Genomic DNA, 24,605 nt, shown 5'->3' on the forward strand with positions numbered 1-24,605 from the left:
GACTCGAATTGATCTTGTCTGCACTGTTCACCCAAGAGATCAATCACTTGACGACAGTGTGGAGAAGGCCACGGCATGAAGCCATGGCAGGTCCGGCATAGGGGTTGTGCCCTTACCGTTATGCTGGTAATTGCATAGAGAAGGCACCTTGAATCGAGAGTGGATGGCATGAAGATTTACGTAGGAAATCTGTCGTACCGGATGACGGCCGACGAACTGAAAACCCTGTTCAGCCAGTTTGGACAGGTCGACAAGGTTGATATCATCATCGACCGCGATACCGGCCAGTCAAAGGGGTTTGGTTTTATTGAAATGCCGGTCAATGGTGATGCCGAAAAGGCCATCGCTGGTCTGCATGGCACTGAAGTCGGTGGCCGTACCATCACCGTCAACCAGGCCAAACCGAAGACAGATGCTCCCCGTGGTCGCCCGCAACAGCGCCACCGCTAAGGTGCCTCGGCAATAAAAAAACGGCATGGGTTTCCGCCATGCCGTTTTTATTTCTGGACGTTTTGCAGTTATCAGGGAACGTCGTAACCGAGCGCCGCCTTGCGGATACGGAACCACTGCTGGCGGTTCAGCCCGATGGATTCGACGGCCACGGCGGCAGCAATCCGCTCCCGCTTGCCGGAGCCAATCAATGGCAGCGGCTGGCTTGGCAGCATCATCACCCAGGCGTAGACCACCTGTTCGATAGTCTGGGCGCCCACTTCCTGACGGATCTGCTCCAGTTCGGCACGCAGCGGGGCATAAGTGTCATCGCTGAATAGTCGGCCGCCGCCGAGGCATGACCAGGCCATCGGCTTGATGCCAAGCTGCTGGCACTGATCCAGGGAGCCATCGAGGGTCCCTTCCTGATGAAGCGGAGAGATCTCCAGCTGGTTGGTGACCAGCGGGAAGGGGAGACGCGATTGCAGCAGCTCGAACTGACGGGCGGTGAAGTTGGATACTCCGGCGTGCTTGATCTTGCCCGCCTGTGTCAGGGTGATAAAGGCGTCGGCCACTTCATCGGCGTTCATCAGAGGATCCGGACGGTGGATCAGCAGCAGGTCCAGATGGTCGGTGCCAAGCTTGCGCAGCGAGGCCTCTGCGCTGGCGATAATATGGTCCTTGCCGGTGTTGTAGTGGTTGAGAGCATGCTCCGGCTTGGCGGTGAGGGCGATGCCGCACTTGCTGACGATCTCCATCCGGCTGCGCAGGGAAGGCTCAAGGCGCAGGGCGTGGCCAAACGCCTCTTCGCACTGGTAGCCGCCATAGATATCGGCGTGATCGATGGTGGTGACCCCCAGATCCAGATGATATTTCATCAGGTCAAGCAGATCGGCCGGAGAGAGCTGCCACTCCATCAGGCGCCAGTAACCCATGATGAGGCGAGAGAAGGTGGGGCCTTGCGGATGCAGGGCGACACGGGATACAGACATGGTTGACTCCTTGAAAAACGCGATGCGAAAACGATGTGCAACATAGATGACTGCGGGCATCTTGGCCCCATGTGGCTGGCAAAGCAATAATGGGCAGTGGCATGATTCGAACTTTGGTTCTGACCGCAGAGTAGGGGAGAGAGTTGGATGGAAGGATTTGCCGAGCGCTTGCAAAGCCTGATCGGGGAGATGAGCGTGAGCGCCTTTGCCCGCAAGGTGGGGCTCAGTGAAGCGCTGATCCGCAAATATTTGAAGGGTGCCGAGCCAGGCCTGGCGCGGGCCAACCAGATCGCCATGGGGGCCAACTGCTCGCTGGAGTGGCTAGCAACCGGCTGCGGTTATCTCTACCGTCAGGCGGAAGTGGTCGACAGGGAGGCGCTGGCAGCGGCGCAGCTACTGCTGGGCGAGCAGCAACCCGGGGTGGGGCTGCCCGATGAGGAGGCACTGGTCACCCTGCTCGCCTATTACCAGTTTTTGCGCACCCACAAGAAAGCAGACGGTTTTCTCGATATGGCGCTGGCGCGGGAGTTTGGTCGCCATCTGGGGGAGGCGTGATGAGGGGCATATTACCCTTTGGTCGTGTCACGGTCGGTTGATTATTCTGATACGCTCTAAGCAAGATAACTCTCCATGGAATGGGCGATGAGCTACTTGATCCTCGGAAGCGGTGCGCTGGGCTCGGCGCTGGCAAGAGAGCTGATGGCAAGGGGGGAGTCCTTCCTGCTGGCCGGGCGCACCTATCCAAAAGGGATCGAGATGGGGGCCTTCTTCCCGCTGCCAGAGGTGGATGCCATCTCGTTCGATACCCTGTTTACCCTCTACGATAGCGATCCGCTCCCCATTGTGGTCATCAACACTATCGGCGTGTTGCACGATGTCAGCTTTATGCCGGAGCGGCGGGTCGAAGAGGTGCACCCCAAGTGGCTGTGTGACAGCCTGCTGGCCAATGCCTGGCCCACGCTGGCGCTGGCTGCCCGCTTCAGCCGGTTGATGGGGAGTGACCATCCGCTGTGGCTCTGCGCCATCTCCGATCTGGCGGGCTCCATCGCCGCGAATCAGGATGGGGGACGTTACAGCTACCGGATGAGCAAGGCGGCCCTCGACATGGGGGTGAAAACCCTGGCCCTTGAGTGGGCGCAGCGTTTCCCGCAAGCAGGGGTGGTGGCGGTGGCGCCCGGCCTGATGGACTCCCCGATGAACACCCCCTTTCTGAGCGAGGTGCCTGCGGATCAATTGCAGGATCCTGCCGAGGTAGCGGTGAAACTGCTCAATCTCATCAAGGGGTTATCGTTGACTCAATCGGGCCAGCTAGTGGATCTCAACGGTCAGCCGCTACCCTGGTAAATCCCGCCTGCGAGTTCTACGGACGTCTATTGGCTTCACATTCTGCTCATGCGCCCCTTGCCAAGCGAGGGGCGCATGGCTAACGTCACTCTCCTGTTTCAGGAGGGATCTCATGCGCTATATCGATTTACGAAGTGACACCGTCACCCAGCCTACTGATGCCATGCGTCAGGCCATGCTCCACGCCGAAGTCGGTGACGATGTCTATGGTGAAGATCCGGGCGTCAACGCGCTGGAGGCCTTTGGGGCCAGATTGCTGGGCAAACAGGCGGCGCTGTTTGTGCCGTCTGGCACCATGTCCAATCTGTTGGCGGTGATGAGCCACTGTCAGCGCGGTGAGGGGGCCATCCTCGGCAACGCCGCTCACATCTATCGCTATGAAGCGCAGGGGAGTGCCGTGCTGGGCTCCGTGGCCCTGCAGCCCTTGCCGATGCAGCGCGACGGCACGCTGGCATTCGATGATATCAAGGCGGCGCTGGCTCCTGATGATGCCCACTTCGTCCAGACTCGCCTGATCTGCCTTGAGAACACCCACAATGGCAAGGTACTGCCGCTCTCCTATCTGCAGGAGATGGGCAGATTCGTTGCCGAACGCGGATTGAAACTCCATCTTGATGGCGCCCGGCTTTTTAACGCCGCCGTGGCCAGTGAGGCCCCGGTCGAGGTGATCGCTGCACCGTTTGACAGCATCTCGATTTGTCTCTCCAAGGGGTTGGGCGCACCGGTGGGCTCGCTGCTGGTGGGCAGCCACGATTTCATCGCCCGTGCGCGCCGCCTGCGCAAGATGCTGGGAGGTGGCATGCGTCAGGCGGGGATTCTGGCGCAAGCCGGTCTGTTTGCTCTTGAGCAGCATGTGGCCCGTCTGGCCGATGATCACCGCCGTGCCAAACGGCTGGCCGAAGGGCTGGCGGCGTTGCCGGGCATCGAGCTCGACCTCTCGCTGGTGCAGAGCAATATGGTGTTCCTGCGACTGCGTGAGGGGGAGTCCGCTCCTCTGCTCGTTTTTATGAAGGAGCGGGGGATCCTCTTCTCCGGTTACGGCGAACTGCGGCTGGTGACCCATCTGCAGATCAACGATGACGATATCGAAGAGGTGATCGACGCCTTCACCGAGTATCTCGGAGCGCGTTGAGACGGTTGTGTGAGGTAGAGGTTATACCCAGACCTGTTTATACCGAAATATCAGAGGGCGCCGCGGCGCCCTCTGATATTTGTAGCAAGCTCAAGCCTGCCGCTGGCCGCTCATCAGCATGGCCTCATCGGTGGCATCGTAGATCATCACCGCGATATGAGTCACCTGACCGCCGAAATCGGCCAGTGGTACCAGCGTCAGGTTCTGGAACATGTGGGGGGCCGAGCCGGTAATGGGGCGATAGTTGGAGAAACGCAGCAGATAGGGCTTCTGCTCCCAGGTGCTGAAGGCGCGGTTGTTGAGCTTGAAGACCATGTTGGCCTTGCGCTCGAACCAGGCTTTGTCCACATCGGGGAACAGTTCGAACAGCACGCCGTCACGCACGTCACTGGCTAGTCGGCCGCTGTGGCTCTCCATAAAGCCGTTCCACACCTGAACCTTGTACTCCTTATCGAGCACCACCAAGCCGACGTCCAGGTTCTGGACTATGTTCATCAGCCAATGAAATTCACGGATTTCCATAGTCACTCCTAGAGCATGTGCATGATTTTGTTGTTCATGGTGGCGATGGAATCTTCGGTAAACAGCAGCAGCAGATCACACTGCACAGCGTAATCCTGGATCCGGTAGTTGATCTCGATGGCGAGTGTGCGGCGCCAGCGACTCTTGTTGGTATTGATCAGCTCGTTGATGGGTCTGTGCTGGCCGAGCACTACCGGGTGGCCCTGACTGAAGGGGGTGTCGAGCTGGTTGGCGTAGCCGCGCAGGAAGGCGCCGATCAGCACGTTGGCGGTATCCATCAGCAGCTCCAGTTCGGCGGTACGATCCAGCGTCCCCTGATGGTTCATCAGCTTGGCCAAATCTTTGAAGCTGGAGTCATGGAACAGGATCAGCGCTTCGCCGGCGATCCCCGCCCCGATAAAACCCTGACAGACGGCGGAGAGGGTATCCGAATCCGCAGCGGCCGAGAGGGCCATGTGCAGCTCGGAGACCTCCAGCACGTTGACGTTGGGGATAGGCAGTACCACGAAGGCGTTGAGCAGACGAGCCAGCAAGTCGGCCGCCTGACCCATGGAGACGTTGGCCAGCTCCTGATAGACATCGCGAATTTCGGGGGTGATCTTGACGCCTGCATCGGCTATCTCGCCGCTTGGCAAGGGCTCGGCTGGACTCGGCTGATTACCCGATGAAGCACTCCAGAAGCCATGTTGTTTGAGCAGGGCTAGCAGGGTATCTGGGGCGGCGGGCTTCTTGATGAAATCGAGCGCCCCCAGCCCCATGACCCGTTGATAGGCCTCTGGCTGGATATCCCCGGAGACCACGAATACCTTGCTGCGTAGCCCTTCCCGTTTCAGGGTCTCCAGCACGCCGTAACCGTCCATTTCCGGCATGGTCAGATCGAGGAAGATGAGATCGCCATGACCCATCAGCACCTGTTCGATCCCTTCGAGACCATTGGCTGCGTAGTGCAAATTGACTTTCCAGTCGGCCGGGAGCGCCCGCGCCAGCTGTTTGCGGGCGAACCCGGAGTCATCACATATCAATACATTCATGGCGTTAGGCTGGCTCTGTTGGCAAAGGGTGCTATAAGTGTGGCCCGCTAGCGGTCAGATGCAATGGGTGAGGTTGTCACCTGGTGAAAATTGGTTGTCCCACTGCCGATTGCGATAGCGCGCTGAGTATTTTTTAACAAATTCAACGAACATCTTAACACGCAACGGAGCGAACTGGTGCTGGCAACACAACATATAGAAGGGGCGATTGCCGGTTTGCCAGTCGGTCAGTACCGGCACCAGCTGCTCATCATGGAGGAAGCGGCTCAGGTAGTGCAGCGGAGCATTGATGATCCCCAGATGACGCCGAGCTGCGCGCACAGCGGCCTGGGTCTGGTTGACGGTCAGTTTGGCGCTGCGTTTGATGCAGACGTTCTGGCCATCCTTGTCGGTCAGCAGCCAGTGCTGGTGTGGCCAGCAGTAGATGAGATCGTGTTCTTCCAGTTGGTTGGGATGGGAGGGGGTGCCTCTCTTGGCCAGATAGAGCGGTGAGGCAAACAGACCGTATTCGATATGACCGAGACAGATCGCATTGGGCAGCGACTGGGGCAGCTCGCCGTTGAAGAACACCAGATCCCGATCATTGTCGAACAGATGCTGGTGATCATTGGTCTGGGTGATATCGAACTGTACCTCGGGATAGTGCAGGCCAAATTCAGCCAGCATATCAATGAGAATAGTGTTGGAGAGCGCGATGGGCGCTGCTATCCGGATAAGCCCGGTGATATCGGCCTCTTTACCCCGGATCTCGCTGGTAGCCTGCTCGATTTGTGCAAGCGGCGTGCAGAGACGTTCGTAGTATCTGAGCCCGTCATCGGTAAGGCGGAGCTTGCGGGTAGAACGATGTAGCAGTGAGCAACCCAGTTGCTCTTCCAGCTGGGAAATGCGTCGACTGATGGTGCCTGTTGGCATGCCCAGTGCGGCTGCAGCGTGAGAGAATCCCCCCTCTTGCACCACCTTGACGAACAGGTAGAACTCTTCGATGTGCTTCATAAACGCTGTTCAGGGTGTAACAGGGGGGCAACCATAAAAAGAGCGTTTCATGTTGGCAAGGGTAATTCAGCGTTTAATTGATCTGGATTCGATTTCTGCTGTTACCCGTTTTTCAGAGAGCGTAATTATAACAAAACACTTTAAAATGGTGTTTTTGTGGTCGTTGACGCTGCGTTAATGGCTTTTCATCGAAATATCAGGCTAGCTAAGTGCGATTTTGCGGCACCATATAAATGGTGGTTATGTCGCGTGCCAGACGATAGCGGTTTGCCATCACATAAATGATGTGATGCAGATCATATATTCGGTTTTTGCTCATCGCTTGTTGCAAAATGAACCTGGGGTATATCAGCTCCTCCTTAATGAACGATTTTTGTTCGTTTTGGCGTTTTTATTGGCTGTATATCCATCAGGGGGTTAATTAATGTCAACTTTATGACAGGGAGTGATGACTTTTTTTGCAGTTGGCGCAATTGTCAATTACGGCATTGTCGCAGAAAACTTACAATCGGTGTTTCTGGGGCTCGACTGAGTAGCTCTTAGTGCTTGTTTTTACTGGAAAAAAAGTTAAAAATCCAACACAAGCTTTGTTCTAGTTAACAGGGTTTTTGTATGAGTCTTTTTTGTGTGTCCGGATAGGCTGCCCTGTTGTTGATATCTGAAATTGTTTTGTCTTTTCTTGGCCAGGTAAAACCGATGGTGGCCGAGAGGTGTTTGAACCTTGCATTTTGCAGCCAGCGGTTTGCCAGATCTGTTTTCCGGTTAACCAGTGACCCTCCAGCATGAATGACCTTGACCAGATGAATACGCTTGACGAACGGGTACTGAAGACGATGGATGTTCTGCATACCCCGATCTGGGTTTATGACATCGCGCATCACCATATTTTCTGGGCAAACAGCGCAGCGCTTTCGGTGTGGGAGGCGACGTCTCTCGGCGAACTCTGCTCCCGCGACTTCTCTGCCGATATGGCGACCGCCATCGATCTGCTGCTGCAGCGCTATCTGGGCGATTTTCAACAGGGTCGCAGTTACAACGAGTGGTGGACCCTCTCCCCGAAGGGGGTCAAGAAGCAGATTTATCTGCGTCTTTCCGGTATTAAGCTGGCTGGCCGGCTGATGATGATGACCGAGGCCGTGCTCGACTCCGATACCCTCTATCAGGAGTCCTCGCTGGCGACCGGCGATACCCTTGCCTGCCTGTTCGATAGCCACGGTGTGTTCGAGAGTGGTAACTATCACTTCGAAATGTGTTTCGGCCACCAGATTTCCAAGCTCTCCCAGGTTTTCTCTTGCAATGATGACGGCTTCTACCAGAAGCTCTCCCGTCTCGATGAGGTGGTGACCGAGGGGGAGTGCCGTACCCTCAAGGGGATGCGCTGGTTCCAGTATCAGTTCCGCTATATCCAACAGGGAGCCCGCATTCTGCTCACCATGCGCGATATCACCGACCGCAAACTCGAAGAGCTGGAGCATCGCCACCTCGCCTGGCACGACTCCCTGACCGGCCTGCTCAATCGGTATGGCTTGATGAAATCCCTCGAGGCCTATTGCGGGTTGGGGGAGCGTTTCGCGCTGGTGTTCATGGATCTGGACAACTTCAAGCTGGTCAACGACAACTACGGCCACAAGGCGGGAGATCGCCTGCTGGAGCGGGTCGCCGGTCGCCTCAAACAGATTTGCCCGCGGGATGTGGAGCTGGCTCGCCTCGGTGGCGATGAATTCACAGCACTGGTGCCGCTGGGTAATCAGGGGGAGAGGGCGCAAGAGGTAGCCGACCAGATGCTCTCCCAGATGACCAAGCCGCTGCAATTGAGCGGGCTGCCGGAGGTGACCATTGGCGGCAGTATCGGTATCGCCATCTATCCCGATGATGCGGATGACGGGGACAACCTCATCACCCGTGCCGACATGGCCATGTATCAGGCCAAGCAGATGGGACGGCTGCGCTGGCAGCGTTTTACCCCCAGCATGCAGCAGACCCTGCAGCGCAAGCTCAATCTCAAACAGTTTCTGGCCAAGGCCATCGGCCGCCAGGAGCTGAGCCTCTGTTACCAGCCGCAGGTCGATGCCGCCAAACGGCGTCTGATCGGTTACGAGGCACTGCTGCGCTGGTACAACCCGGTGCTCGGCCATGTCTCGCCGGTGGAATTTATCCCGCTCGCCGAAGAGATGGGGCTGATCCGCGAGATCGGCAGCTGGGTGCTCTCCACCGCGCTGGCACAGGTCGCCAGCTGGCAGAAGCGTTTCCATCAGCGGGTGCCGGTCTCCGTCAACCTCTCCGGTTTCCAGCTCTCGTCGGCGTTGCCCGGGCAAGTTCGCCAGCAGCTGGAGCTGCACGGGGTGGATGCCTCCCTGTTGACGCTGGAGCTGACCGAAACCGTGCTGATGCTCGATATGAAGGGGGGCCTCGGCATTCTCGACGATTTGAGCGAGCAGGGGATCAAGATTGCCATCGACGATTTCGGTACCGGCTACTCCTCGCTGGCCTATCTCAACCGGTTGCCGATCAACAACATCAAGCTGGATCGCTCCTTCGTGGTCGGCCTCAACTTGCCGGTGATCCGGGCGACTGCAGCCATGGCCACCAATCTGGGGTTGGGGATCATGGCGGAAGGGGTGGAGGAGCCTCACGAGCTGGCCGCACTGCAGACCCAGGGGTGCCATGCGTTCCAGGGATATCTGTTCAGCAAGCCGCTGACGGTGGAGCAAGTCGAGGCGAGCGGTTTCGTGGTGGAGTGTCAGGTTGGGCGTTATCCACTGTTCAATGCCGCGATGGTTGAGTAACCAGTGTGTTTCAGGTATTTCCCCTTGCTGTATGGTATCGCTATCAATTGTTGTTTTGCGCCGGTCATGAGACGGATTGGCAGGGGTTATTTAGCATGCAAGCTCGTTTCTCGGGAAAGGCGTCCCGCAAAAATGAGTCATATTGCTGTCAATGACCGTCCGGGCTTCCCTACCAAGAGGCAGGATCAGGGCAGGGCATCGGGCCGGAAGCTGGCGCGGATCTGCGGCACCAGGCTTGATGGCTCGAATCCCTTCTCTTCCCCCAGCACCGGATGGAGCAGAGGCTTGTCCTCGATGGGGGTGATATCCCCCGCCAGCAGCTGGCGAGTCGCCTGACCCATCTGGTAGAGCTGGCGCACCGGCGCAAACTGGGTCGCCAGATTGAGGGGATCATCGGCGCGGGTGAAGGCCATCATGGGGATCTGGTAGGTGGCATCGCGCGCCGGTTTGTCGCCGTGAATGCCCTTGCCGGCGGACATCAAAAACGGCTGGTGATCGCCAAAGGCGATGACCAGATAGCGTTTGCCCGACTGATCGAGACTCTTGAGCAGCCGCTCCAGTGAGGCCATGGCATCCACCACCCCGGTGTAGTAGGTGTTGAGCAGCTGTCTGTCACTCTCGCTCTCATTCGGGCAGGCGCCGCTGCGCTCCTGTGCCTGATAGCGTGGGCCATCGAAGGGGCCGTGCCCCTGCATGGTGACTGCATAGGCAAACAGCGGCTTGTCATCCTGTTCGCTGCGTTTGAGCAGGTGATCGACGAGGGCATCGTCCGAGATATAGAGCCCCTTGTGCTCGAGGGTGGAAAAACGGCTGTCGAACCAGCGTTCCTGATAGCCGAGCGCCGGGATCGCCTTGGCGCGGCCCCAGAATTTTTCCACATAGGGGTGGACGAACAGGGTCTGGTAGCCGCTCTGGTTGGCGCTCTGGGCCAGCCCCGGCACCTGATCAGAAAGGTAGTAGTAGGGCACCACCCCTTGCTTGAGCAGCCCCACCGGCAGGCCGGTGTTCATCTCGAACTCCGCCAGCACCGTCATGCCGCCGGTGGTGGGGGATTGGATGGTCTTGTGCCACTGCTGCACGCTGGCGGGCAGGGAGAGGGTGGGAGCCGGTGCGCAGATCCGCCCCTTCCAGTCGAGCATCAGCGACTCATATTGCAACACGATCACCAGATCCCAGCGCGGCGCTATGCCCTGAGGCGGATAGCTCAGCTGGGGGGTCAGCTCGTTGATCTGCAAGGGGTAGCGAAACACGCTGCCGCTTTGCAGCATCTCGTCCACCAGGTTGAACAGATAGAGGCCGGGGCCGGAGCGGATGATGTCCCTGTGGTAGTTGACCGCGCGATCCACGTAGCGAATGTTGGCCCCCAGCAGCTTGTTGCCGGTCTGGGTGGCAAAGACGCACAGCGCAAAGAAGGCGACGGTGGCGGCGGCAGTGCGCAACACCCAGCGTGACAGGGCAAAGCGCCAGCAGAGAAACAGTGCCAGCAACACGGTGAAGATGGGCAGGATGGGATGCTGGTCGAGCAGGATCTGCAGTAGCGCCAACAGGTTGCCAAAATCGTCCCCGCCGAGCGGCACGCCGTAGATGGCGATCTTCATAAAGTTGGCGAGCAGACCGATGCCGGAAAGTGCGGTAAAGACCAGCCCCATATAGAGGTTGAAACCCGCCAGTGCACAGAGGCTCCAGCCCAGCACCATGCTGCCCCAGGCCAGATAGTAGTGCTCCGGCCGAAAGCCTGACCAGAGCAGAAACTCCCCCAGCTTGAACACCACGAAGCCGTGCAGCAGCACGAAGGTGAGGTTGCCGAGCAGCAGGCTGCCGATGATCCGCCAGCGCAGGCTGCGGCGCAGCTTTGGCAGCACCGTTTTGAGCACGGCGGCGCTCAGGGCCAGCACCAGGGTCAGGCTCACCACCAGATAGGTGAGGTTGAAGCCCTGCTCCGGCAGGGTTTGCAGGATCTGGCTGAAATTGCCGCTCTCGGGACGATCCTTGAGCAGCAGACCGATGCGCAGCTGATAACGGCTGGCCAGTGCATCATCCGGGGCGCGCAGGGTGCTGTTGAGATCCAGCGAGCAGCGGTTATTGCGGCACACCTGACGCTTATCCACGGCCTGACTCAGCTGGTCGATACGCTCCCCCTTGTCGTTGAGCAGCTCCACCCGCACCTTGTCCCCCGCTTGCAACGGCCCCCGCAACTGCCACTGACTGCGCACCACCAGATAGAGGCCGCGGCTGTCGCTTTTATAGAGCAGGGCGTGGCGGGTGAGAGTGGCCAGTGGATTGTCGGCGGGGCCCAGCACCAGAGGCTGTGCACGGCCCAGCCAGCTGCCGGGATTGATCAGCGGCAACAACAGGGTCAGCAGTAGCAATCCGCCAAGCAGGGCAAGCAGCAGAGAGGGCAGATTCAGGACGCGGGGGCGGCCTGAGAAGGGGCGATTCATATCAGCTCATCCTTTGAGCGAGTAAGGGAGAGATCGTTCATCCGCATAGAGTTTGACCCGATGGTGCGGGTCTGGTTCCAGCTTGTCAATTTAATGACAACTTAATGAGTATTTGGTTGCTGTCTAGCCGGACAAATTGTGATCCCGATCGAGAGGTGGCTCGGAATATGTGATGAAAGCGTCATCATGAGGTTTTGCTGCTGGCCTGCTGGGGAGGTGCTGTTTAGTCTCTCAGTAGCGACAGGAGGTGTATGAATGAATCCCAAGGTAATGGCACGGCAAGCCAGATTGCTGCGTATGCTGGAGAGCAAGGAGGAGGTTCGGGTCGGGCGCGAGCGTGACTGCCCGCTGTCGCTTGCCCAGCTGGTCAAACTGAAGGATTCCCATCCCGCGGTGGTCAAGGTCTATCGCCACGGTCTCACCGCCGAGGTGTTTCACCTCAAGGTAGAGGGACATCACTGGTGCCTCAAGCGGCGCCGTCAGGATTCACTGGTGGCTAACATCGATGGTAAGACAGCCTTTCTGACCGAGCTGGAGCGGCGGCGCGAAATCGAGGCGCTGCGCGAGCTGCATCCTACCGTCCTCTCCCACGTGGTCTGCACCAGCTTCGGCTCGGCGCGGGCTGGGGTGCTGGTCTCCCCCTGGTTGCGGGGCGTGCCGGTCCATCAGCTTAACGAGCGCAATCTGGCCCAGATGCTGGCGGTGCAGGGTGAGCTGGCTCGCTGGGGCTGGTTTGACTGGGACCCAAGCCCGGGTAACCTGCTCGATGACGGCGAGCAGATCTGCGTGTTCGACTTTGGCTATATGTGGACCTTCGATCCCCGCTTTGAATACAACTCCAATGGTTTGGTCGACCCGCAGTTTCATGTACCGGAGCGGTTGGAGACCCGCACCCTCTCCGGACTCTGGCTCGATGAGGCCGATCCTCTGCCGCAATTTCGCTACTGGCGCGAGCTTTGCCTGAAATGGGTGAAACGGGAGATCCACCACCTGAGCCGTGAAGGGGCCAGCGCGCCCGTGCTGGCCCGCCTGTACGCCCTGCATGGGGAGTGGAGCGCCGCGCTGGCGAGCGATGAGGCGCTGGTCGCCAACTGGTGGCGTGACATGTATCGCAGCCACCGGCTCGATGTGGCCGATGATCTGAGCGGCCAGAGCTGCGGCCCGCTCACCTTGCGCCGCCTCGACTGGCTGATGCAGGCGGTGACGGATCATTATTCGCTGCTGGTGGATAATCTCTCGCCTCAGGAGACGGAGCTGGGGCAGACAGGGCTGCTGGCCCGCTTGCAGCAGCTGCGCCGTGAAGCCGTGGCCTGTCAGCTGCCTGCCACTAGCCTTGCCTGAGCCAACACCTTCGTGGAGTACAAATGAACAGGGCGCCTTGCTGGCGCCCTGTTGCATAGTCGGAACCGCCTCGCGCTGAGGATCAGCCCAGCAGCTCCTGATGGAGGCGGTTGACGATATTGCCCGCTTCGCTCTCCTTGACCAGGAAACAGAGGTTATGGGCACTGGCACCGTAGCAGATCATCCGGATGTTGTGCTCGCGCAGGGCGTCAAAGACCTGACTACCCACCCCGTTCACTTCGCTCATCCGGTTACCGATGAGCGCTACCAGTGCCAGACCGGTTTCCACCTCCACCTTGCAGAGTTGCCCCAGTTCGGCCAGCACCTTGTCGCTTAGTACCGGTTCGCCATTGCTCTGGCTGCCGGTGTGATCCAGGGTGAGCGACACGCTCACCTCCGAGGTGGTGATGAGGTCCACCGAGATACGGTGACGGGCCAGAATGCCGAACACTTCGGCCAGAAAGCCGTAGGCGTGGAACATGTTGAGGCTGTGCAGGGTCACCAGTACCTGCTGGCGGCGCAGAGCAACGGCGCGAAACAGCGGACTTGAATCTGTGCTGGCGCGGATCCAGGTACCACCTGCAGCCGGGTCTTTGGCGGAGCCGACAAACACCGGAATATTCTGGCGCACTGCCGGTTGCAGGGTAGCAGGGTGCAGCACCTTGGCGCCAAAGGTGGCCATCTCGGCCGCCTCGACAAAGCTGATTTCGGGGATGGGACGGGCACGGGTCACCAGGCGCGGGTCCGTGGTGTAGATACCGGGTACATCGGTCCAGATCTCGATACTGGCGGCATCGATCGCCTCGGCGAGCAGGGCCGCGCTGTAGTCAGAGCCGCCACGACCCAGCGTGGTGGTGCGACCATCGCCATCGGCACCGATAAAGCCCTGGGTGATAACCAGGCTGTTGCCAAGCCGCGGGCCCAGCGTCTGCTGGCAGAGATCGCGAGTAGCACTCAGGTCGACGGTCGCCTTGCCAAAGCGGCTGTCGGTGCGCATCAGCTGGCGCACATCCTGCCAGTGGGCATTGACGCCGCGCTGGCGCAGCAGTTCGGTAAAGAGGTGGGTCGACATCAGCTCGCCGCAGGCGATGAGGCGATCGGCCAGCTCCGCATCGGTATGCTGGTGGGCTTGCTGGGCCATGAGGCGAATTTCATCCAGCTGACCATGAATGAGGGCGCTCACATCAACGGGGTTGCCGAGATCGGCCAGAATGGCCTGCTGGATCCCGGCCAATTTGGTCAGCTGCTCGTCGCGGCCCGCTTCGTCCAGCTCCCCTTGTGCCAGGGCGACCAGCAGGTTGGTGACACCGGCGCTGGCGCTCAGGACCACCACCCGGGTGGCAGGATTGGCCAGCACGATATCGGCACAGTTGTTCATGGCCGCGGCGTTGGCGACACTGGTTCCGCCAAACTTGGCGACATTGATCGGACTCATTGCTTACTCCAGTCTTTATTTAAGTTTCCGGTTCCATCGGGCAAAAAAGAGAGGAGGAGGCTGAAAATGGCAGGAATATGTGAAGTGATCCCGGCCAGAAGCACTCCACCTGCAGAGCCCATCCCGTACCGCCCCTGACAGGGTGCGGTGGGGGATGATCACTACCGATGACAACCCGGGGGATTCAGCCCCCGCAGCCGACGTTGAGGTCACCAGTCTCCTCACTCGTCTCGGCGCTGCTCCCCCTGACCCAAGTTCACCGGACGCTGGCGTCCTCGCTTGGGCTGCCTGGGCAGCGCTCCTCTTCTGGCTCCACCAAGGCGGTGGAGTGCATTTAGAAATACCTTGCGTTTGATTGCACTGTCAATCGAGTTTGTGAAAAAGTTCAAACTTTTAGCCAACTCAACACAGAATCAATGGCTTAGGCAATGGTCTTTGACAAAACCTTGGAGCGGCGCTGCCAGTTGTAGAGACGCTGGCGCTCAACCGGCAGATCCTCCACCTCCAGCGGTTCGAAACCCCGTTCCCGGAACCAGTGGATGGAGCGGGTGGTGAGCACGAACAGGCGGCGAATGCCGAGCCGCTTGGCCCGCTCGGCCACCTTGGCCACTAGCTGATCTCCCCGGTTGGAGTTACGGTAGTCGGGGTGGATTGCGACGCAGGCCATTTCCGCCATCGCCTCTTCCATAAAGCAGTAGAGGGCCGCGCAGCCGATGATCAGGCCATCGCGCTCTATGATGGTGAACTTGTCGATCTCCATCTCCAGCTGTTCGCGGGAGCGGCGCACCAGAATGCCTTCCTCCTCCAGCGGGCGAATAAGATCCAGAATGCCGCCGATATCCTCGATGGTGGCGGCGCGAGCCTGCTCGGCGCTTTCCCGCACGATCTGGGTGCCGAGGCCGTCACGGCTGAACAGCTCCTGCAACATGGCGCCATCATCCTGATAGCTCACCAGATGGGAGCGGGGCACGCCGCCGCGGCAGGAGGCAATGGCCGCGCGCAGATAGCGGGCGGTGCCGGACATCTCTTCTCCCGCCTGCTCCAGCTCCACCAGCAGCTCTTCGGCCTGCTCGGGAAAGAGCTCGGAGATGGCTTCGCCGCGTCTGTCCATTACCCCCTGGGTGCTGCTAAAGCAGATAAGCTTGTCCGCCTTGAGATCGACCGCCACCCGGCGGGCCACCTCTTCGGAGCTCAGGTTAAAGCTCTCGCCGGTGACCGAACAGCCGATGGGGGAGATAAGCACCAGACTCTTCTGGTCGAGCTGGCGAGTGATCCCCTCCACGTCGATGCGGCGCACCCGGCCGCTGTGGCAAAAGTCGATGCCATCATCCACCCCGAGTGGCTGGGCGGTGACGAAGTTGCCGCTCACCACGCTGATCCGCGCCCCCTGCATGGGTGTGTTGGCGAGCCCCATGGAGAGCTGGGCGGTGATGTCATATTGCAGGCCGCCACACACCTGTTTGATGATGGTAAAACTTTCGTCATCGGTGACCCGGATCCGCTTGTGATACTGGGCCTCGATACCGGCGCGGGCCAGCGCTTCATCGTTTTGCGGACGTGAACCAAACACCAGCACCAGGCGTATGCCCAGTGTCTGCAGCAGGGCGATATCGCTGACGATATTGGCGAAGTTGGGGTGGCAGATGGCTTCTCCCCCCATCATCAGCACAAAGGTGGCGCCCCGATGCACATTGACATAGGGGGTGGATTGCCGGAAGGCATTGACCAGACTGGGTTCGCGTTCACGCACTTGATATTTCTTCCATAAAAAAACAGCGATTGGCTCAATATATGAAAATTAATTCACAAATCAAGACTAAATATTGATTTTGGCTGTTTCTGGTCTACGAGGGGCGGCTTGGCCGTGCGGATCGGGAAAGGATGGTTGGAAGCGCAGATGGCCGTTGGGGCGAGCGGGGAGGGGCCCGCCGGTTGATCCGGCGCGATAAACTGCTATCTTCGATGCTCCTTTTCGCCAGCTGTGTGATTTCACAGGGTTTTATACAAGGACAGAATTCATGGAACAGATTATTTCACCGGCAGATGCCCTGCCGGGACGACGCGAAGCGATGGTGATTGGTCAGCAGCATGCGGTGAATGGCAACCCGACTCAGGGCCCCTGGCCGGAAGGGATGGCGGTGGCCTGGTTTGGCATGGGCTGTTTCTGGGGCGTGGAGCGCCTGTTCTGGCAGCAGCTGGGCGTCTACTCCACCGCAGCCGGTTATCAGGGCGGCGTCACCCAGAATCCCACCTACAAGGAGGTGTGCAGCGGGCTGACCGGCCATGCCGAGACGGTGCAGGTGGTGTTTGATCCGGCGGTGATCAGCTATGGCGATCTGCTCAGACTGTTCTGGGAGCAGCATGATCCGGCGCAGGGGATGCGTCAGGGCGGGGACATTGGCACCCAGTATCGCTCGGTGATCTTCTATGGCGACGAGAGCCAGCAGATCATTGCCCAGCAGAGCATGGCTGCCTATCAGCAGGCCATGGCGGCAAGCGGCGACAGCCGTGCCATTACCACCCGCATTTTGCCACTGGCGCCCTTCTTCTACGCCGAGGATTACCATCAGCAATATCTGGAGAAAAATCCGGATGGCTACTGCGGATTGGGTGGCATTGGGGTCTGTTTGCCACCAAGCCTGAACCGCTGAACAGGTTTGTCGTCGTTATTCTTAATAAAAGTGAAAATAAATGGTCGGAGGAGGGAACTTATTGCGACCAGTCGGGACTAACTAGGTAGCGTCCAGGGATCGGATGCAAAGTCCAGACACATTTCTTGCCTTGATAACCGCCTGATGAATGAACGCACTGGCGGGTTGAAAATGATAGCAAGCAGGGCTGCCCACCAAGGCGGCCCTTTTCCTTATCTGCTGTTCTGAAATCTTGCGTTGGGCGGGAGAGCCGGACGGCAGATCAGCCGATGGCGCTGTCGAACAGGTTCTTGATGAGATCAATAAACTCGATGAGGAAGGTTTTCTGTTCCGGGGTCGGGGCGCGCAGCCAGACGGCAGAGAGCACCTCTTCCAGATCGGCGACCACGGCGTCGGCCTCCTGCATGATGGCGAAACGCACCTTGGGATCGAGCTGGGGGTTTTGCTCGCAAATGGCCATCAGGTTGCTGGCCACACGGCCACTGACCAGATCTTCGATGGTCTCTTCACCATCGTTCTGCTGCTGGGATTCAAACAGTCCCAAACTCTCCACCAGATACTCGATCAGCGAGATATAGCCTTCACTTTCTACCACCATGGTTGCTGCCTCAATACAGTAACAATACGAAAATTTAGCGTATTTTAGTGGCTTGCCCTAGCTTGGCAAGCAGCAGTGCAGGCGATGGCGAGTAAAACTGACTCCGCCCCGCTCCACGCACTCCAGCCCGGTCAACGTAAAGCCATGTCGTAAAAATAGCTCATAACTGAAGGCGCTGGCCTCGGTGGTGATGAGGGTCATACCGAGCCCTCGGGCCCCCGCGAGCGCCGTGGTGAGCAGCAGATTCCCCAATCCCTGGCGCTGATGGTCGGCGCTCACATAGAGCAGGCTGAGGTGTCCATCTGCACTTAGAGTGACAAACCCGAGGGGCACATTTGCCTGCTCCGCCACCCAGCCATAGTGCTCGCGCAGTTGGCTGACAAAGCCCGGATGTTGTGAACCGAGGGCCCACTGCTCCACCTGCTCGGCGCTGTAGTGCTCCGGGCCGCTGCGTCGCACCGCCTGCTCAAACAGGGTCACGAGAGCGAGGATATGGGCATCGCCAAGGGGGACAATACGCAGTGCTGGCGTCATAAGGTCTGGCCGTCAGTGGGGGAGAGGGGGCGCGGCGCCTGTGGCTGTTTGGCTTTGGGCAGACCCGCGACAACCCGCCCATAGGAGTGGTGCACCCAGCCCTGCCACAGATCATCCGGCAAGGTGCTGTTCAGGGTCACTGTGTTCCAGTGTTGTTTGTTCATATGCCAGCCCGGTTTGACCTCGGGGTGGATCTCGCGCAGCAGCAACGCCAGCTCGGGCTCGCATTTGAGGTTGATGGTAAGCGGCTCGGCCTGCCAATCCACCAGTGCGAACATCTTGCCCGCGATGCGGTAGACCAGGATCTCCGGGCCAAACGGGGTATCTTCGGTGGCGCCAGGCAGGGAGAGCAGAAAGTGGCGTAAAGGGGTTAACTCCATGTTCTGGTCTCGCTGTGGGTGATCCGATCAGTGCGGTTGCATATCAATCAGGGGAAGGCATCTGTTACTATGCGCAGCCGAGTATACCCCCCATCACCAAGGGAGCCTATTGGATGTTGTATCACAAAACTTTCGAACTGGGTCCCGAGCGGGATTGGGTGGTGTTTGTCCACGGCGCCGGTGGCAGCTCCTCCATCTGGTTCAAGCAGCTGCGCGCCTATCGCGAACACTTCAACGTGCTGCTGCTGGACTTGCGCGGCCACGGCCAGTCCCACCAACTGCAACAGGTGGTCAAGGGCCACTACAGCTTTCGGGAAGTGACCGAAGATATCGTTCGGCTGCTCGATCATCTCGATATCCGCCGCGCCCACTTTGTTGGCATCTCCCTTGGTACCATCCTGATTCGCCATCTGGCCGAGCTCTGCCCGGATCGGGTGAAAAGCATGGTACTGGGGGGCGCAATCCTGCGGCTCGATATCCGCTCGCGGGTGCTGGTGCAGTTGGGCCGACTCGGCCAGCACTTCTTGCCCTATATGTGGCTCTACCGGCTGTTTGCCTTCATTATCATGCCGCGCCAGCACCATCAGGAGTCGCGCAACCTCTTTGTACGCGAGGCCCGCAAGCTCTGCCAGAAAGAGTTCAAACGCTGGTTCCGCCTCGCCACCGAGGTTAACCCGCTGATGCGTTATTTTCGCGAACGCTCCCTGCCCATTCCCACCCTCTATGTGATGGGGGAGGAGGATCATATGTTTCTGGCGCCGGTACGCGAACAGGTGGCCCGCGATGCCAGCTCCTCATTAGCTGTGATCGAACAGTGCGGCCATGTCTGCAATGTGGAGCAGCCGGAGCAGTTTAATCGTCGTACCTTGGCATTTATTCAATCGCTGGGGGGCGGGAGAAAGTAGCCTATTGACCCTGATATACACTTGTGCGGTGCTCACTGCACAAAGACTTTAGCTTGGCTCATGTACGTGACCTTAAGAAAATAGGTCAATTAAAAGGCGAATTTGCCCAATGCTAAGGAAATAAATTCATTTATAGACACAGCAAAAAAACACAACACTGACCAGCTGAAAAGGCCTGTCAGCCCCCCATCATTTTCGCCATCTGAATTGCCTCAATCAGTGCAGCACGGTTGATGCGAGGACGCTCGCCATCGAGCAGTCGCTGCCAGAGGGCTATGGCCTGGCTGTAGCGACCATGCAGGAAGTGATCGGAGGCGAGCAGCATCAGGGCGCTCACTTCCCCCGCGTCTTGCTTGAGGGCACTCTCCAGCAGACGTGTTGCCTCGGGGGTCAGCAGCTGACCCGCCTGATAGTAGAGCACGGTGGCCTGCGCGGCCTGGGTTGCCGCGCTGGCGCCCCCCTCCAGCAGGGCGAGACGCTGATAGGCGAGCAGGGCGTTGTCGTACTCACCCCGATAGAGATAGAGCTGGCCGAGCGCCGCCCAGCTGTCGAGATCGGCGGGGTTGGCTTGCAGGCGCTGGTGCAGGACGCCCAGCTCCTTGTCTTGCAGATCCCGCGGGCTCAACCCGGCCAGCGGATCGGGGCGCGACTGATAAGCCTGCCATGCCTGATAACGGCCGGTGCTCAGATACACAGCTGCAACGGCTACGCATGCCATGATGCCAAGCAGCAACAAGGCCCGCCCGTGCCGATGATGGCGGCCGCGATTGTTATGCAGGTTGGCCAGTTGCGCGCGCAGGGCCAGCTCAGCCGCCGGGATGGCGTTGGCCAGGCGGGCGGCGCTCAGCTCCCTGTAGAGTGGTTGGTCGGGGGAGAGGCCTGCCTGCTCCCCGTGCATGATCAGCAAATTCAATTGGTTGCGCGGATCGGCCGCGGGTTGATGGATTAACTCATCGATTACCTTAACGGCAGGGATGGGTTGCGCCTTTGTGCGCGTGAGGCGGCGAAACAGGATCAACAGCGCCAGCCCCAACAGCAGCAGGGGGCCGCCCCACAGCAGCGCCGTGCTGCTCTTGAAGGGGGGATCGTAGCGGACGAAATTGCCGAAGCGCTCCGTCATGCGGGCGATCACCTGTTCATCAGACTGCCCCTCGTCCACCCAGCGGTAGACTTCGAGTCGCAGATCCCGCGCGATGGGGGAGTTGGATTCTACCAGGTTCTGGTTCTGGCACTGGGGGCAGCGCAGGGCGCGGGCCAGCTCTTGAGCCCGATTTTGCAGCTCGGGGTGGCGAAACTGATAGGTATCGACCCCGCTGGAATATGCAGTTGCACTCAGCAGCATGCCGAAGGCCAGCAGGGCGCAGGCAAGAGAACGGCACATCATGGCTGTGTCTCCCGAGCTGATGTTGCAATAGATGGCGCAATAGATGGCGCAATTGCGGGTGCCGTTGTGGCGGCCTTGATCTGCCCATCCGCTCGCGCCTGGTCCAGCAGGGGGGCAAACTGGCGTTGCCAGATCTTCTGGGTGAGCAGGCCGGTATGGCGGGTCAGCAGGGTGCCATCGCCGGCAAAGAGATAGGTCTCCGGCGTGCCGTATACGCCGAGCTCAAGGGCAAGTTTGCCGTCAGGGTCGGCCAGCACGGCGCGATAGGGGTTGCCCGCCTGAATAAGCCAGGCGCGGGCCGCATCCCCCTTGTCCCGGTAATTGAGGCCGTAGAGGGGGACTGTGCCAGCGAGCTCGCTGAGCAGCGGATGCTCGGCGCGGCAGTTAGGGCACCAGCTGGCCCAGACGTTAAGGACAAAGGGCTCCCCCTTGAGGCTGGCGGTCTGGATCGGACTCCCATCCAGCAGATTGTCGCTCTGCCACGCAGGCAGGGTACGTCCGAGCGTCGCTTCATCCTGGCTGTAGGGATTGTTGCCAAGGCCGAGCCAGAGCAGGGCGCCGAGGCCCAGGGTTAGCAGCAAGGGAAGAAAGAGGCGCAGGCGGGATCTCATAACGCCTCCTGTTCGAGCCGGGGACGGGAGGTGCCAACCGCAACAGAACGGGAGGCAAGCAAGGGGCGACGGGCGAGCAGGCGCAGGGTGCCGCCCGCCATCATCAACAGGCCGCCGAGCCAGATCCAGCGCACCAGCGGCTTGTAGTGCAGCCGCATGGCATAGGCATCTGGCCCCATCTTCTCACCCAGCACCACGTAGAGATCGCCGAGCATTCCCCACTTGATCCCGGGCTCGTTCATGTTCATGGTTCGCACGCTGTAGTGGCGCCGCTCCGGCGTCAGCCGCGCCACCTCTTTACCATTCTTGTGCACGCTAAGCGTGATGCGCTCGGCGGTGTAGTTGGGGCCAATCACCGGCTCGCGCCCCTCATAGCGAAACTCGAACGCGCCGAGCTGGTAGGGTTGGTTGGCACTTAGCACTGTGCCTCCTTCCTGACTGTGGTGACTCACCTGCGCGATTCCGAGGGCACACACCGCCACCCCGAGATGGGCCAGCAAGCTGCCAAACCGATTGAGGGTGAGCTCGCGCAGCGACGTTGGTTGCATGAGCGGGAGCAATAGACTGGCCATCAGCCAGAGGCTCACCATATTGGCGAGAATGCCAACCCAGCTACCGGAAAACGATCCCTGTTCCAGATAGGCCAAGCTAAGCAGCCCGCCGCCAAGCAGGCCAAACAGCGGCGGGAACAGAACGTTGAGTCGGGAATGTGGCGCAAGCTGCTGCCAGCGCAGGCGCGGAAGTTGGGTCATCAGCCCCATCAGGCAGAGGGCCAGCGGCACGAAGATGGTATTGAAATAGGGGGCGCCCACCGAGAGCGAGCCAAGATGGAGCGACTGGAACACCATGGGGTAGAAGGTGCCGAGCAGCACGCTGGCGCAGGCCACGCTGAGCAGCAGGATGGCGGCGCCGAGCAGCCCCTCTTTTGAGAGCAAGCCGAAGCGGGCATAGGGGGCGCGAATGTCCGCCCGCAGGGCAAACAGAGTGAGGGCGCAGGTCAATAGCAAGCCGAGCAGCAACAAGAGGGTGAGGCCGCGGCTGGGGTCCACCGCAAAGGCGTGCACTGAGGTGAGCACCCCGGAGCGCACCACGAAGGTGCCGAGCAGGCTCAGTGAAAAGGTAAAGATGGAGAGCAGCAACACGGCGTGGCCGTATGCGCCACGCTTCTCGCACACCACTAGGGCGTGCAACAGGGCGGTGCCGAGCAGCCAGGGCAAGAGGGAGGCGTTTTCCACCGGATCCCAGAACCACCAGCCGCCCCAGCCGAGCTCGTAATAGGCCCACCAAGAGCCCAGCACGATACCGGCGGTGAGAAACACCCAGGAGCCGAGCGCCCAGGGGCGGCTCCAGTGGGCCACGGCGCCATCGAGCCGACCCGAGTGCAGCGCCGCCATGGCGAAGGCGAAGTTGACCGCAAAGCCGACGTAACCGAGATAGAGCAGGGGCGGATGGATGATAAGGCCGATATCTTGCAGCATGGGATTGAGATCGCGCCCCTCCAGCGGCCCCGGGAATTGGCGGTCAAACGGGCTGGAGAAGATCAGGGTATAGAGGGCAAAGAGCCCGACGATCAGCCCCATGATGGCCAGTACCCGGGTGCGGATCAGCGGATCGACCCGCTTGGAGCAAAGGGCCACCAGAGCGCCCCACAGCCCCAACGCAAAGACGAAAAAGAGCATGGAGCCCTCGTGGCCGCCCCACACCGCCGCTAGCTTGAAGCCAAGAGGCAGGGCGCTGTTGGCGTGCTGGGCCACATAGACCAGAGTGAAGTCATCGAGGCCAAAACAGCTGGCGAGCAGCAGCAGGGCGGCCAACAGCAGGATCGCGACCAGGAGGGCCAGCGGTGTTGCACAGCCCAGCAGCGGCCGTGAGGCGAGCCGCAATCCCAGCCAGGGCAGCAGCCCTTGCAGCAGGGCGAGCCCGGTCGCCAGCAACAGTGAGAGATAGCCGAGCTCCGCCAGCACACAACCTCCAGTCAATTATTCGTCTATGTTATGCCGCAGCGTCTGCACCGTACCGGCGCTGGGGGATAACATCCACATTCTTAGCAACAATTCATCGCAACAAATAAGCGCCAGTCACCCGAAGGTGGCTGGCGCTGGTGATCATACCTTTAAACTACTGTCATCTGGCCGGCATAGAGCACGAAGTAGCGCAGCAGCAGGATCCCCATCAGGGTCAGACTGCAGACCAGCACCAGATGGCCGTTTCGCTCCCGCAGGGGCGCCGGGGTCAGCAGGGCGAGCAGCTGGGGCAGCAGCATGCCGATCCCCACCACGCCGACCCAGAACACCTGAGCCCAGAAGCCGCTGCCGATGGCCGCCCACATCGCCACCTCTTTCTGGCCACCACCGAAATAGAGGCCAGTAAAGAAGCAGACCAGCAGCAGCACCTCCACCGCCAGCACCGGCCGCTCGAAGCGATGCACGAAGCTCACCCCCTGGCTGTGATGGTTCTCCTTGAAGATCGTCACTGCCAGCAAGATGGTGGAGGCGATGCCGGAGCTGATACCGGATACCAGAAACAGCACCGGCAGCACCGGGTTGTTCAAGAGCGGATAGGTCTTGAGCGCCGAGAGCAGAAAGCCGGTGTAGGCCCCCAGCAGCACGGCGAGCAGCAGCAATAGCGGTGCCAGCAGCCGTTCGATGCGGGCGAGCCAGCCAATCAGCCCATCCACAAAAGCGAACTTCTCTTTCAGCAACCGGCTGCGCATTGCCTCGATCTCGGAGCGAAACACCACCGCCAGCCAGGCGAACAGCACCGCCATATAGAGCTGGAACAGCATGACCCCCATCGACATCACGGAGTCGAACTGGTAGTGGAACATCAGCTTCCAGAAGGTCCAGGGGCGGGCCAGATGGAAGATAAGGATCAGCAGCCCCAATATCACGCTCACCGGCGCCAGAATGGCGGTCGCCTTGATGATGCCGCTTTCGCTGCCGGCCCCCTTGCGGCGCAGCAGCACCGAGAGGGTGGTGGCGCCAGCGGAGATGCCGAGCAGAAAGAGATAGATAGCGATGGGCCAGTCCCAGACAAGGGAGGGGAAGTGAAATGCCGCTTGCATGGTCATGACTTTACCTCCCCTTTGGGCACGCG

General features: G+C 59.8%; 22 protein-coding genes and 1 riboswitch. Of the genes, 8 read left to right on the forward strand and 14 right to left on the reverse strand.

The annotated features are described in order from the left end of the window. Positions 1–168: 168 nt before the first annotated feature. Positions 169–450, forward strand: coding sequence for an RNA recognition motif domain-containing protein (locus tag ACRAUW_RS04885; RefSeq protein ID WP_005337180.1), 282 nt, complete (start codon positions 169–171; stop codon positions 448–450). Positions 451–521: 71 nt separating this feature from the next. Here ACRAUW_RS04885 and ACRAUW_RS04890 read toward each other — a convergent pair whose 3' ends face one another. Beyond that, positions 522–1,421 carry an aldo/keto reductase gene (locus tag ACRAUW_RS04890; protein WP_431361386.1) on the reverse strand — a complete coding sequence of 300 codons (900 nt, stop codon included), beginning with the start codon at positions 1,419–1,421 and terminating at the stop codon, positions 522–524. A 147-nt stretch (positions 1,422–1,568) separates the two neighbouring features. Here ACRAUW_RS04890 and ACRAUW_RS04895 point away from each other — a divergent pair, with 147 nt between their 5' ends. The 3 genes from ACRAUW_RS04895 (at position 1,569) to ltaE (ending at position 3,897) form a co-directional block, all read left to right on the forward strand. Beyond that, positions 1,569–1,976 carry a helix-turn-helix domain-containing protein gene (locus tag ACRAUW_RS04895; protein WP_431361387.1) on the forward strand — a complete coding sequence of 136 codons (408 nt, stop codon included), beginning with the start codon at positions 1,569–1,571 and terminating at the stop codon, positions 1,974–1,976. A gap of 87 nt (positions 1,977–2,063) precedes the next feature. Continuing rightward, positions 2,064–2,765 (forward strand): short-chain dehydrogenase, encoded by a 702-nt coding sequence (locus ACRAUW_RS04900; RefSeq protein ID WP_431361388.1) that lies wholly within the window; start codon positions 2,064–2,066, stop codon positions 2,763–2,765. Positions 2,766–2,877: 112 nt separating this feature from the next. Then, positions 2,878–3,897 carry a low-specificity L-threonine aldolase gene (ltaE, locus tag ACRAUW_RS04905; RefSeq protein ID WP_431361389.1) on the forward strand — a complete coding sequence of 340 codons (1,020 nt, stop codon included), beginning with the start codon at positions 2,878–2,880 and terminating at the stop codon, positions 3,895–3,897. Between the two features lie 90 nt (positions 3,898–3,987). Here the strand turns inward: ltaE and ACRAUW_RS04910 are convergent, their stop codons facing one another. From ACRAUW_RS04910 to ACRAUW_RS04920, 3 genes are read right to left on the reverse strand one after another with little or no spacing between them, the layout of a single operon-like run. Beyond that, the gene (locus ACRAUW_RS04910; RefSeq protein WP_042081919.1) at positions 3,988–4,419 is read right to left on the reverse strand and encodes a PAS domain-containing protein; all 432 of its coding nucleotides are present in this window, start codon (positions 4,417–4,419) and stop codon (positions 3,988–3,990) included. 8 nt (positions 4,420–4,427) lie between these two features. Continuing rightward, positions 4,428–5,450, reverse strand: coding sequence for a response regulator (locus ACRAUW_RS04915; RefSeq protein ID WP_431361390.1), 1,023 nt, complete (start codon positions 5,448–5,450; stop codon positions 4,428–4,430). A 54-nt stretch (positions 5,451–5,504) separates the two neighbouring features. After that, entirely contained in the window at positions 5,505–6,443 is a 939-nt protein-coding gene (locus ACRAUW_RS04920; protein ID WP_431361391.1) for a LysR family transcriptional regulator, read from the reverse strand. An 833-nt stretch (positions 6,444–7,276) separates the two neighbouring features. On the opposite strand from ACRAUW_RS04920, the gene ACRAUW_RS04925 reads away from it, so the two are divergent. Next, positions 7,277–9,229, forward strand: coding sequence for a putative bifunctional diguanylate cyclase/phosphodiesterase (locus ACRAUW_RS04925; RefSeq protein ID WP_431361403.1), 1,953 nt, complete (start codon positions 7,277–7,279; stop codon positions 9,227–9,229). A gap of 185 nt (positions 9,230–9,414) precedes the next feature. Here the strand turns inward: ACRAUW_RS04925 and ACRAUW_RS04930 are convergent, their stop codons facing one another. Further along, on the reverse strand, positions 9,415–11,670 hold the full coding sequence (locus tag ACRAUW_RS04930) for an LTA synthase family protein (RefSeq protein WP_431361392.1): 2,256 nt from the start codon (positions 11,668–11,670) through the stop codon (positions 9,415–9,417). A 255-nt stretch (positions 11,671–11,925) separates the two neighbouring features. Between ACRAUW_RS04930 and ACRAUW_RS04935 the strand changes: the two genes are divergently transcribed. Next, positions 11,926–13,011: a hypothetical protein gene (locus ACRAUW_RS04935; protein ID WP_431361393.1), complete on the forward strand. Its 1,086-nt coding sequence runs from the start codon at positions 11,926–11,928 to the stop codon at positions 13,009–13,011. Between the two features lie 82 nt (positions 13,012–13,093). Here the strand turns inward: ACRAUW_RS04935 and lysC are convergent, their stop codons facing one another. Both lysC and argA read right to left on the reverse strand, forming a co-directional pair. Further along, complete coding sequence (gene lysC / locus ACRAUW_RS04940) at positions 13,094–14,446, reverse strand: lysine-sensitive aspartokinase 3 (RefSeq protein ID WP_431361394.1); 1,353 nt, start codon at positions 14,444–14,446, stop codon at positions 13,094–13,096. Positions 14,447–14,536: 90 nt separating this feature from the next. Further along, positions 14,537–14,760: riboswitch (Lysine riboswitch) on the reverse strand. A 107-nt stretch (positions 14,761–14,867) separates the two neighbouring features. Then, positions 14,868–16,196: an amino-acid N-acetyltransferase gene (argA, locus tag ACRAUW_RS04945; RefSeq protein WP_431361395.1), complete on the reverse strand. Its 1,329-nt coding sequence runs from the start codon at positions 16,194–16,196 to the stop codon at positions 14,868–14,870. Positions 16,197–16,464: 268 nt separating this feature from the next. Between argA and msrA the strand changes: the two genes are divergently transcribed. Beyond that, positions 16,465–17,097, forward strand: coding sequence for a peptide-methionine (S)-S-oxide reductase MsrA (msrA, locus tag ACRAUW_RS04950; RefSeq protein ID WP_431361396.1), 633 nt, complete (start codon positions 16,465–16,467; stop codon positions 17,095–17,097). 262 nt (positions 17,098–17,359) lie between these two features. Here msrA and ACRAUW_RS04955 read toward each other — a convergent pair whose 3' ends face one another. From ACRAUW_RS04955 to ACRAUW_RS04965, 3 genes are read right to left on the reverse strand one after another with little or no spacing between them, the layout of a single operon-like run. Continuing rightward, positions 17,360–17,695, reverse strand: a complete 336-nt coding sequence (locus ACRAUW_RS04955; protein ID WP_005333735.1) for a DUF3802 family protein — start codon at positions 17,693–17,695, stop codon at positions 17,360–17,362. Between the two features lie 57 nt (positions 17,696–17,752). Then, the gene (locus ACRAUW_RS04960; protein WP_431361397.1) at positions 17,753–18,229 is read right to left on the reverse strand and encodes a GNAT family N-acetyltransferase; all 477 of its coding nucleotides are present in this window, start codon (positions 18,227–18,229) and stop codon (positions 17,753–17,755) included. Then, complete coding sequence (locus tag ACRAUW_RS04965) at positions 18,226–18,609, reverse strand: MmcQ/YjbR family DNA-binding protein (RefSeq protein ID WP_431361398.1); 384 nt, start codon at positions 18,607–18,609, stop codon at positions 18,226–18,228. The genes ACRAUW_RS04960 and ACRAUW_RS04965 overlap by 4 nt, the downstream gene beginning before the upstream one ends. A 113-nt stretch (positions 18,610–18,722) precedes the next feature. Here ACRAUW_RS04965 and ACRAUW_RS04970 point away from each other — a divergent pair, with 113 nt between their 5' ends. Continuing rightward, a complete protein-coding gene (locus tag ACRAUW_RS04970) occupies positions 18,723–19,514 on the forward strand; it encodes an alpha/beta fold hydrolase (protein ID WP_421313803.1) in 792 nt (263 codons plus the stop codon). A gap of 178 nt (positions 19,515–19,692) precedes the next feature. Here the strand turns inward: ACRAUW_RS04970 and nrfF are convergent, their stop codons facing one another. The 4 genes from nrfF to nrfD all read right to left on the reverse strand — a co-directional run bounded on the left by nrfF (position 19,693) and on the right by nrfD (position 24,579). After that, positions 19,693–20,898, reverse strand: a complete 1,206-nt coding sequence (gene nrfF, locus ACRAUW_RS04975) for a heme lyase NrfEFG subunit NrfF (RefSeq protein WP_431361399.1) — start codon at positions 20,896–20,898, stop codon at positions 19,693–19,695. Then, a complete protein-coding gene (locus tag ACRAUW_RS04980; protein ID WP_431361400.1) occupies positions 20,895–21,509 on the reverse strand; it encodes a DsbE family thiol:disulfide interchange protein in 615 nt (204 codons plus the stop codon). The genes nrfF and ACRAUW_RS04980 overlap by 4 nt, the downstream gene beginning before the upstream one ends. Continuing rightward, the gene (gene nrfE / locus ACRAUW_RS04985) at positions 21,506–23,473 is read right to left on the reverse strand and encodes a heme lyase NrfEFG subunit NrfE (RefSeq protein ID WP_431361401.1); all 1,968 of its coding nucleotides are present in this window, start codon (positions 23,471–23,473) and stop codon (positions 21,506–21,508) included. Before nrfE ends, ACRAUW_RS04980 begins: the two co-directional genes overlap by 4 nt. 149 nt (positions 23,474–23,622) lie before the next feature. Next, entirely contained in the window at positions 23,623–24,579 is a 957-nt protein-coding gene (gene nrfD, locus ACRAUW_RS04990; protein ID WP_431361404.1) for a cytochrome c nitrite reductase subunit NrfD, read from the reverse strand. Positions 24,580–24,605 lie beyond the last annotated feature (26 nt).

The sequence above is a fragment of the Aeromonas sp. genome, assembly GCF_050633025.1.
Classification (GTDB): Bacteria; Pseudomonadota; Gammaproteobacteria; order Enterobacterales; family Aeromonadaceae; genus Aeromonas.

Excerpts from the sequence above, each read along its gene's own strand:
- ACRAUW_RS04885 (WP_005337180.1), top strand. The coding sequence starts at position 169 with ATGAAGATTTACGTAGGAAATCTGTCGTACCGGATGACGGCCGACGAA.
- ACRAUW_RS04890 (WP_431361386.1), bottom strand. The coding sequence starts at position 1,421 with ATGTCTGTATCCCGTGTCGCCCTGCATCCGCAAGGCCCCACCTTCTCT.
- ACRAUW_RS04895 (WP_431361387.1), top strand. The coding sequence starts at position 1,569 with ATGGAAGGATTTGCCGAGCGCTTGCAAAGCCTGATCGGGGAGATGAGC.
- ACRAUW_RS04900 (WP_431361388.1), top strand. The coding sequence starts at position 2,064 with ATGAGCTACTTGATCCTCGGAAGCGGTGCGCTGGGCTCGGCGCTGGCA.
- ltaE (WP_431361389.1), top strand. The coding sequence starts at position 2,878 with ATGCGCTATATCGATTTACGAAGTGACACCGTCACCCAGCCTACTGAT.
- ACRAUW_RS04910 (WP_042081919.1), bottom strand. The coding sequence starts at position 4,419 with ATGGAAATCCGTGAATTTCATTGGCTGATGAACATAGTCCAGAACCTG.
- ACRAUW_RS04915 (WP_431361390.1), bottom strand. The coding sequence starts at position 5,450 with ATGAATGTATTGATATGTGATGACTCCGGGTTCGCCCGCAAACAGCTG.
- ACRAUW_RS04920 (WP_431361391.1), bottom strand. The coding sequence starts at position 6,443 with ATGAAGCACATCGAAGAGTTCTACCTGTTCGTCAAGGTGGTGCAAGAG.
- ACRAUW_RS04925 (WP_431361403.1), top strand. The coding sequence starts at position 7,277 with ATGGATGTTCTGCATACCCCGATCTGGGTTTATGACATCGCGCATCAC.
- ACRAUW_RS04930 (WP_431361392.1), bottom strand. The coding sequence starts at position 11,670 with ATGAATCGCCCCTTCTCAGGCCGCCCCCGCGTCCTGAATCTGCCCTCT.
- ACRAUW_RS04935 (WP_431361393.1), top strand. The coding sequence starts at position 11,926 with ATGAATCCCAAGGTAATGGCACGGCAAGCCAGATTGCTGCGTATGCTG.
- lysC (WP_431361394.1), bottom strand. The coding sequence starts at position 14,446 with ATGAGTCCGATCAATGTCGCCAAGTTTGGCGGAACCAGTGTCGCCAAC.
- msrA (WP_431361396.1), top strand. The coding sequence starts at position 16,465 with ATGGAACAGATTATTTCACCGGCAGATGCCCTGCCGGGACGACGCGAA.
- ACRAUW_RS04955 (WP_005333735.1), bottom strand. The coding sequence starts at position 17,695 with ATGGTGGTAGAAAGTGAAGGCTATATCTCGCTGATCGAGTATCTGGTG.
- ACRAUW_RS04960 (WP_431361397.1), bottom strand. The coding sequence starts at position 18,229 with ATGACGCCAGCACTGCGTATTGTCCCCCTTGGCGATGCCCATATCCTC.
- ACRAUW_RS04965 (WP_431361398.1), bottom strand. The coding sequence starts at position 18,609 with ATGGAGTTAACCCCTTTACGCCACTTTCTGCTCTCCCTGCCTGGCGCC.
- ACRAUW_RS04970 (WP_421313803.1), top strand. The coding sequence starts at position 18,723 with ATGTTGTATCACAAAACTTTCGAACTGGGTCCCGAGCGGGATTGGGTG.
- nrfF (WP_431361399.1), bottom strand. The coding sequence starts at position 20,898 with ATGATGTGCCGTTCTCTTGCCTGCGCCCTGCTGGCCTTCGGCATGCTG.
- ACRAUW_RS04980 (WP_431361400.1), bottom strand. The coding sequence starts at position 21,509 with ATGAGATCCCGCCTGCGCCTCTTTCTTCCCTTGCTGCTAACCCTGGGC.
- nrfD (WP_431361404.1), bottom strand. The coding sequence starts at position 24,579 with ATGACCATGCAAGCGGCATTTCACTTCCCCTCCCTTGTCTGGGACTGG.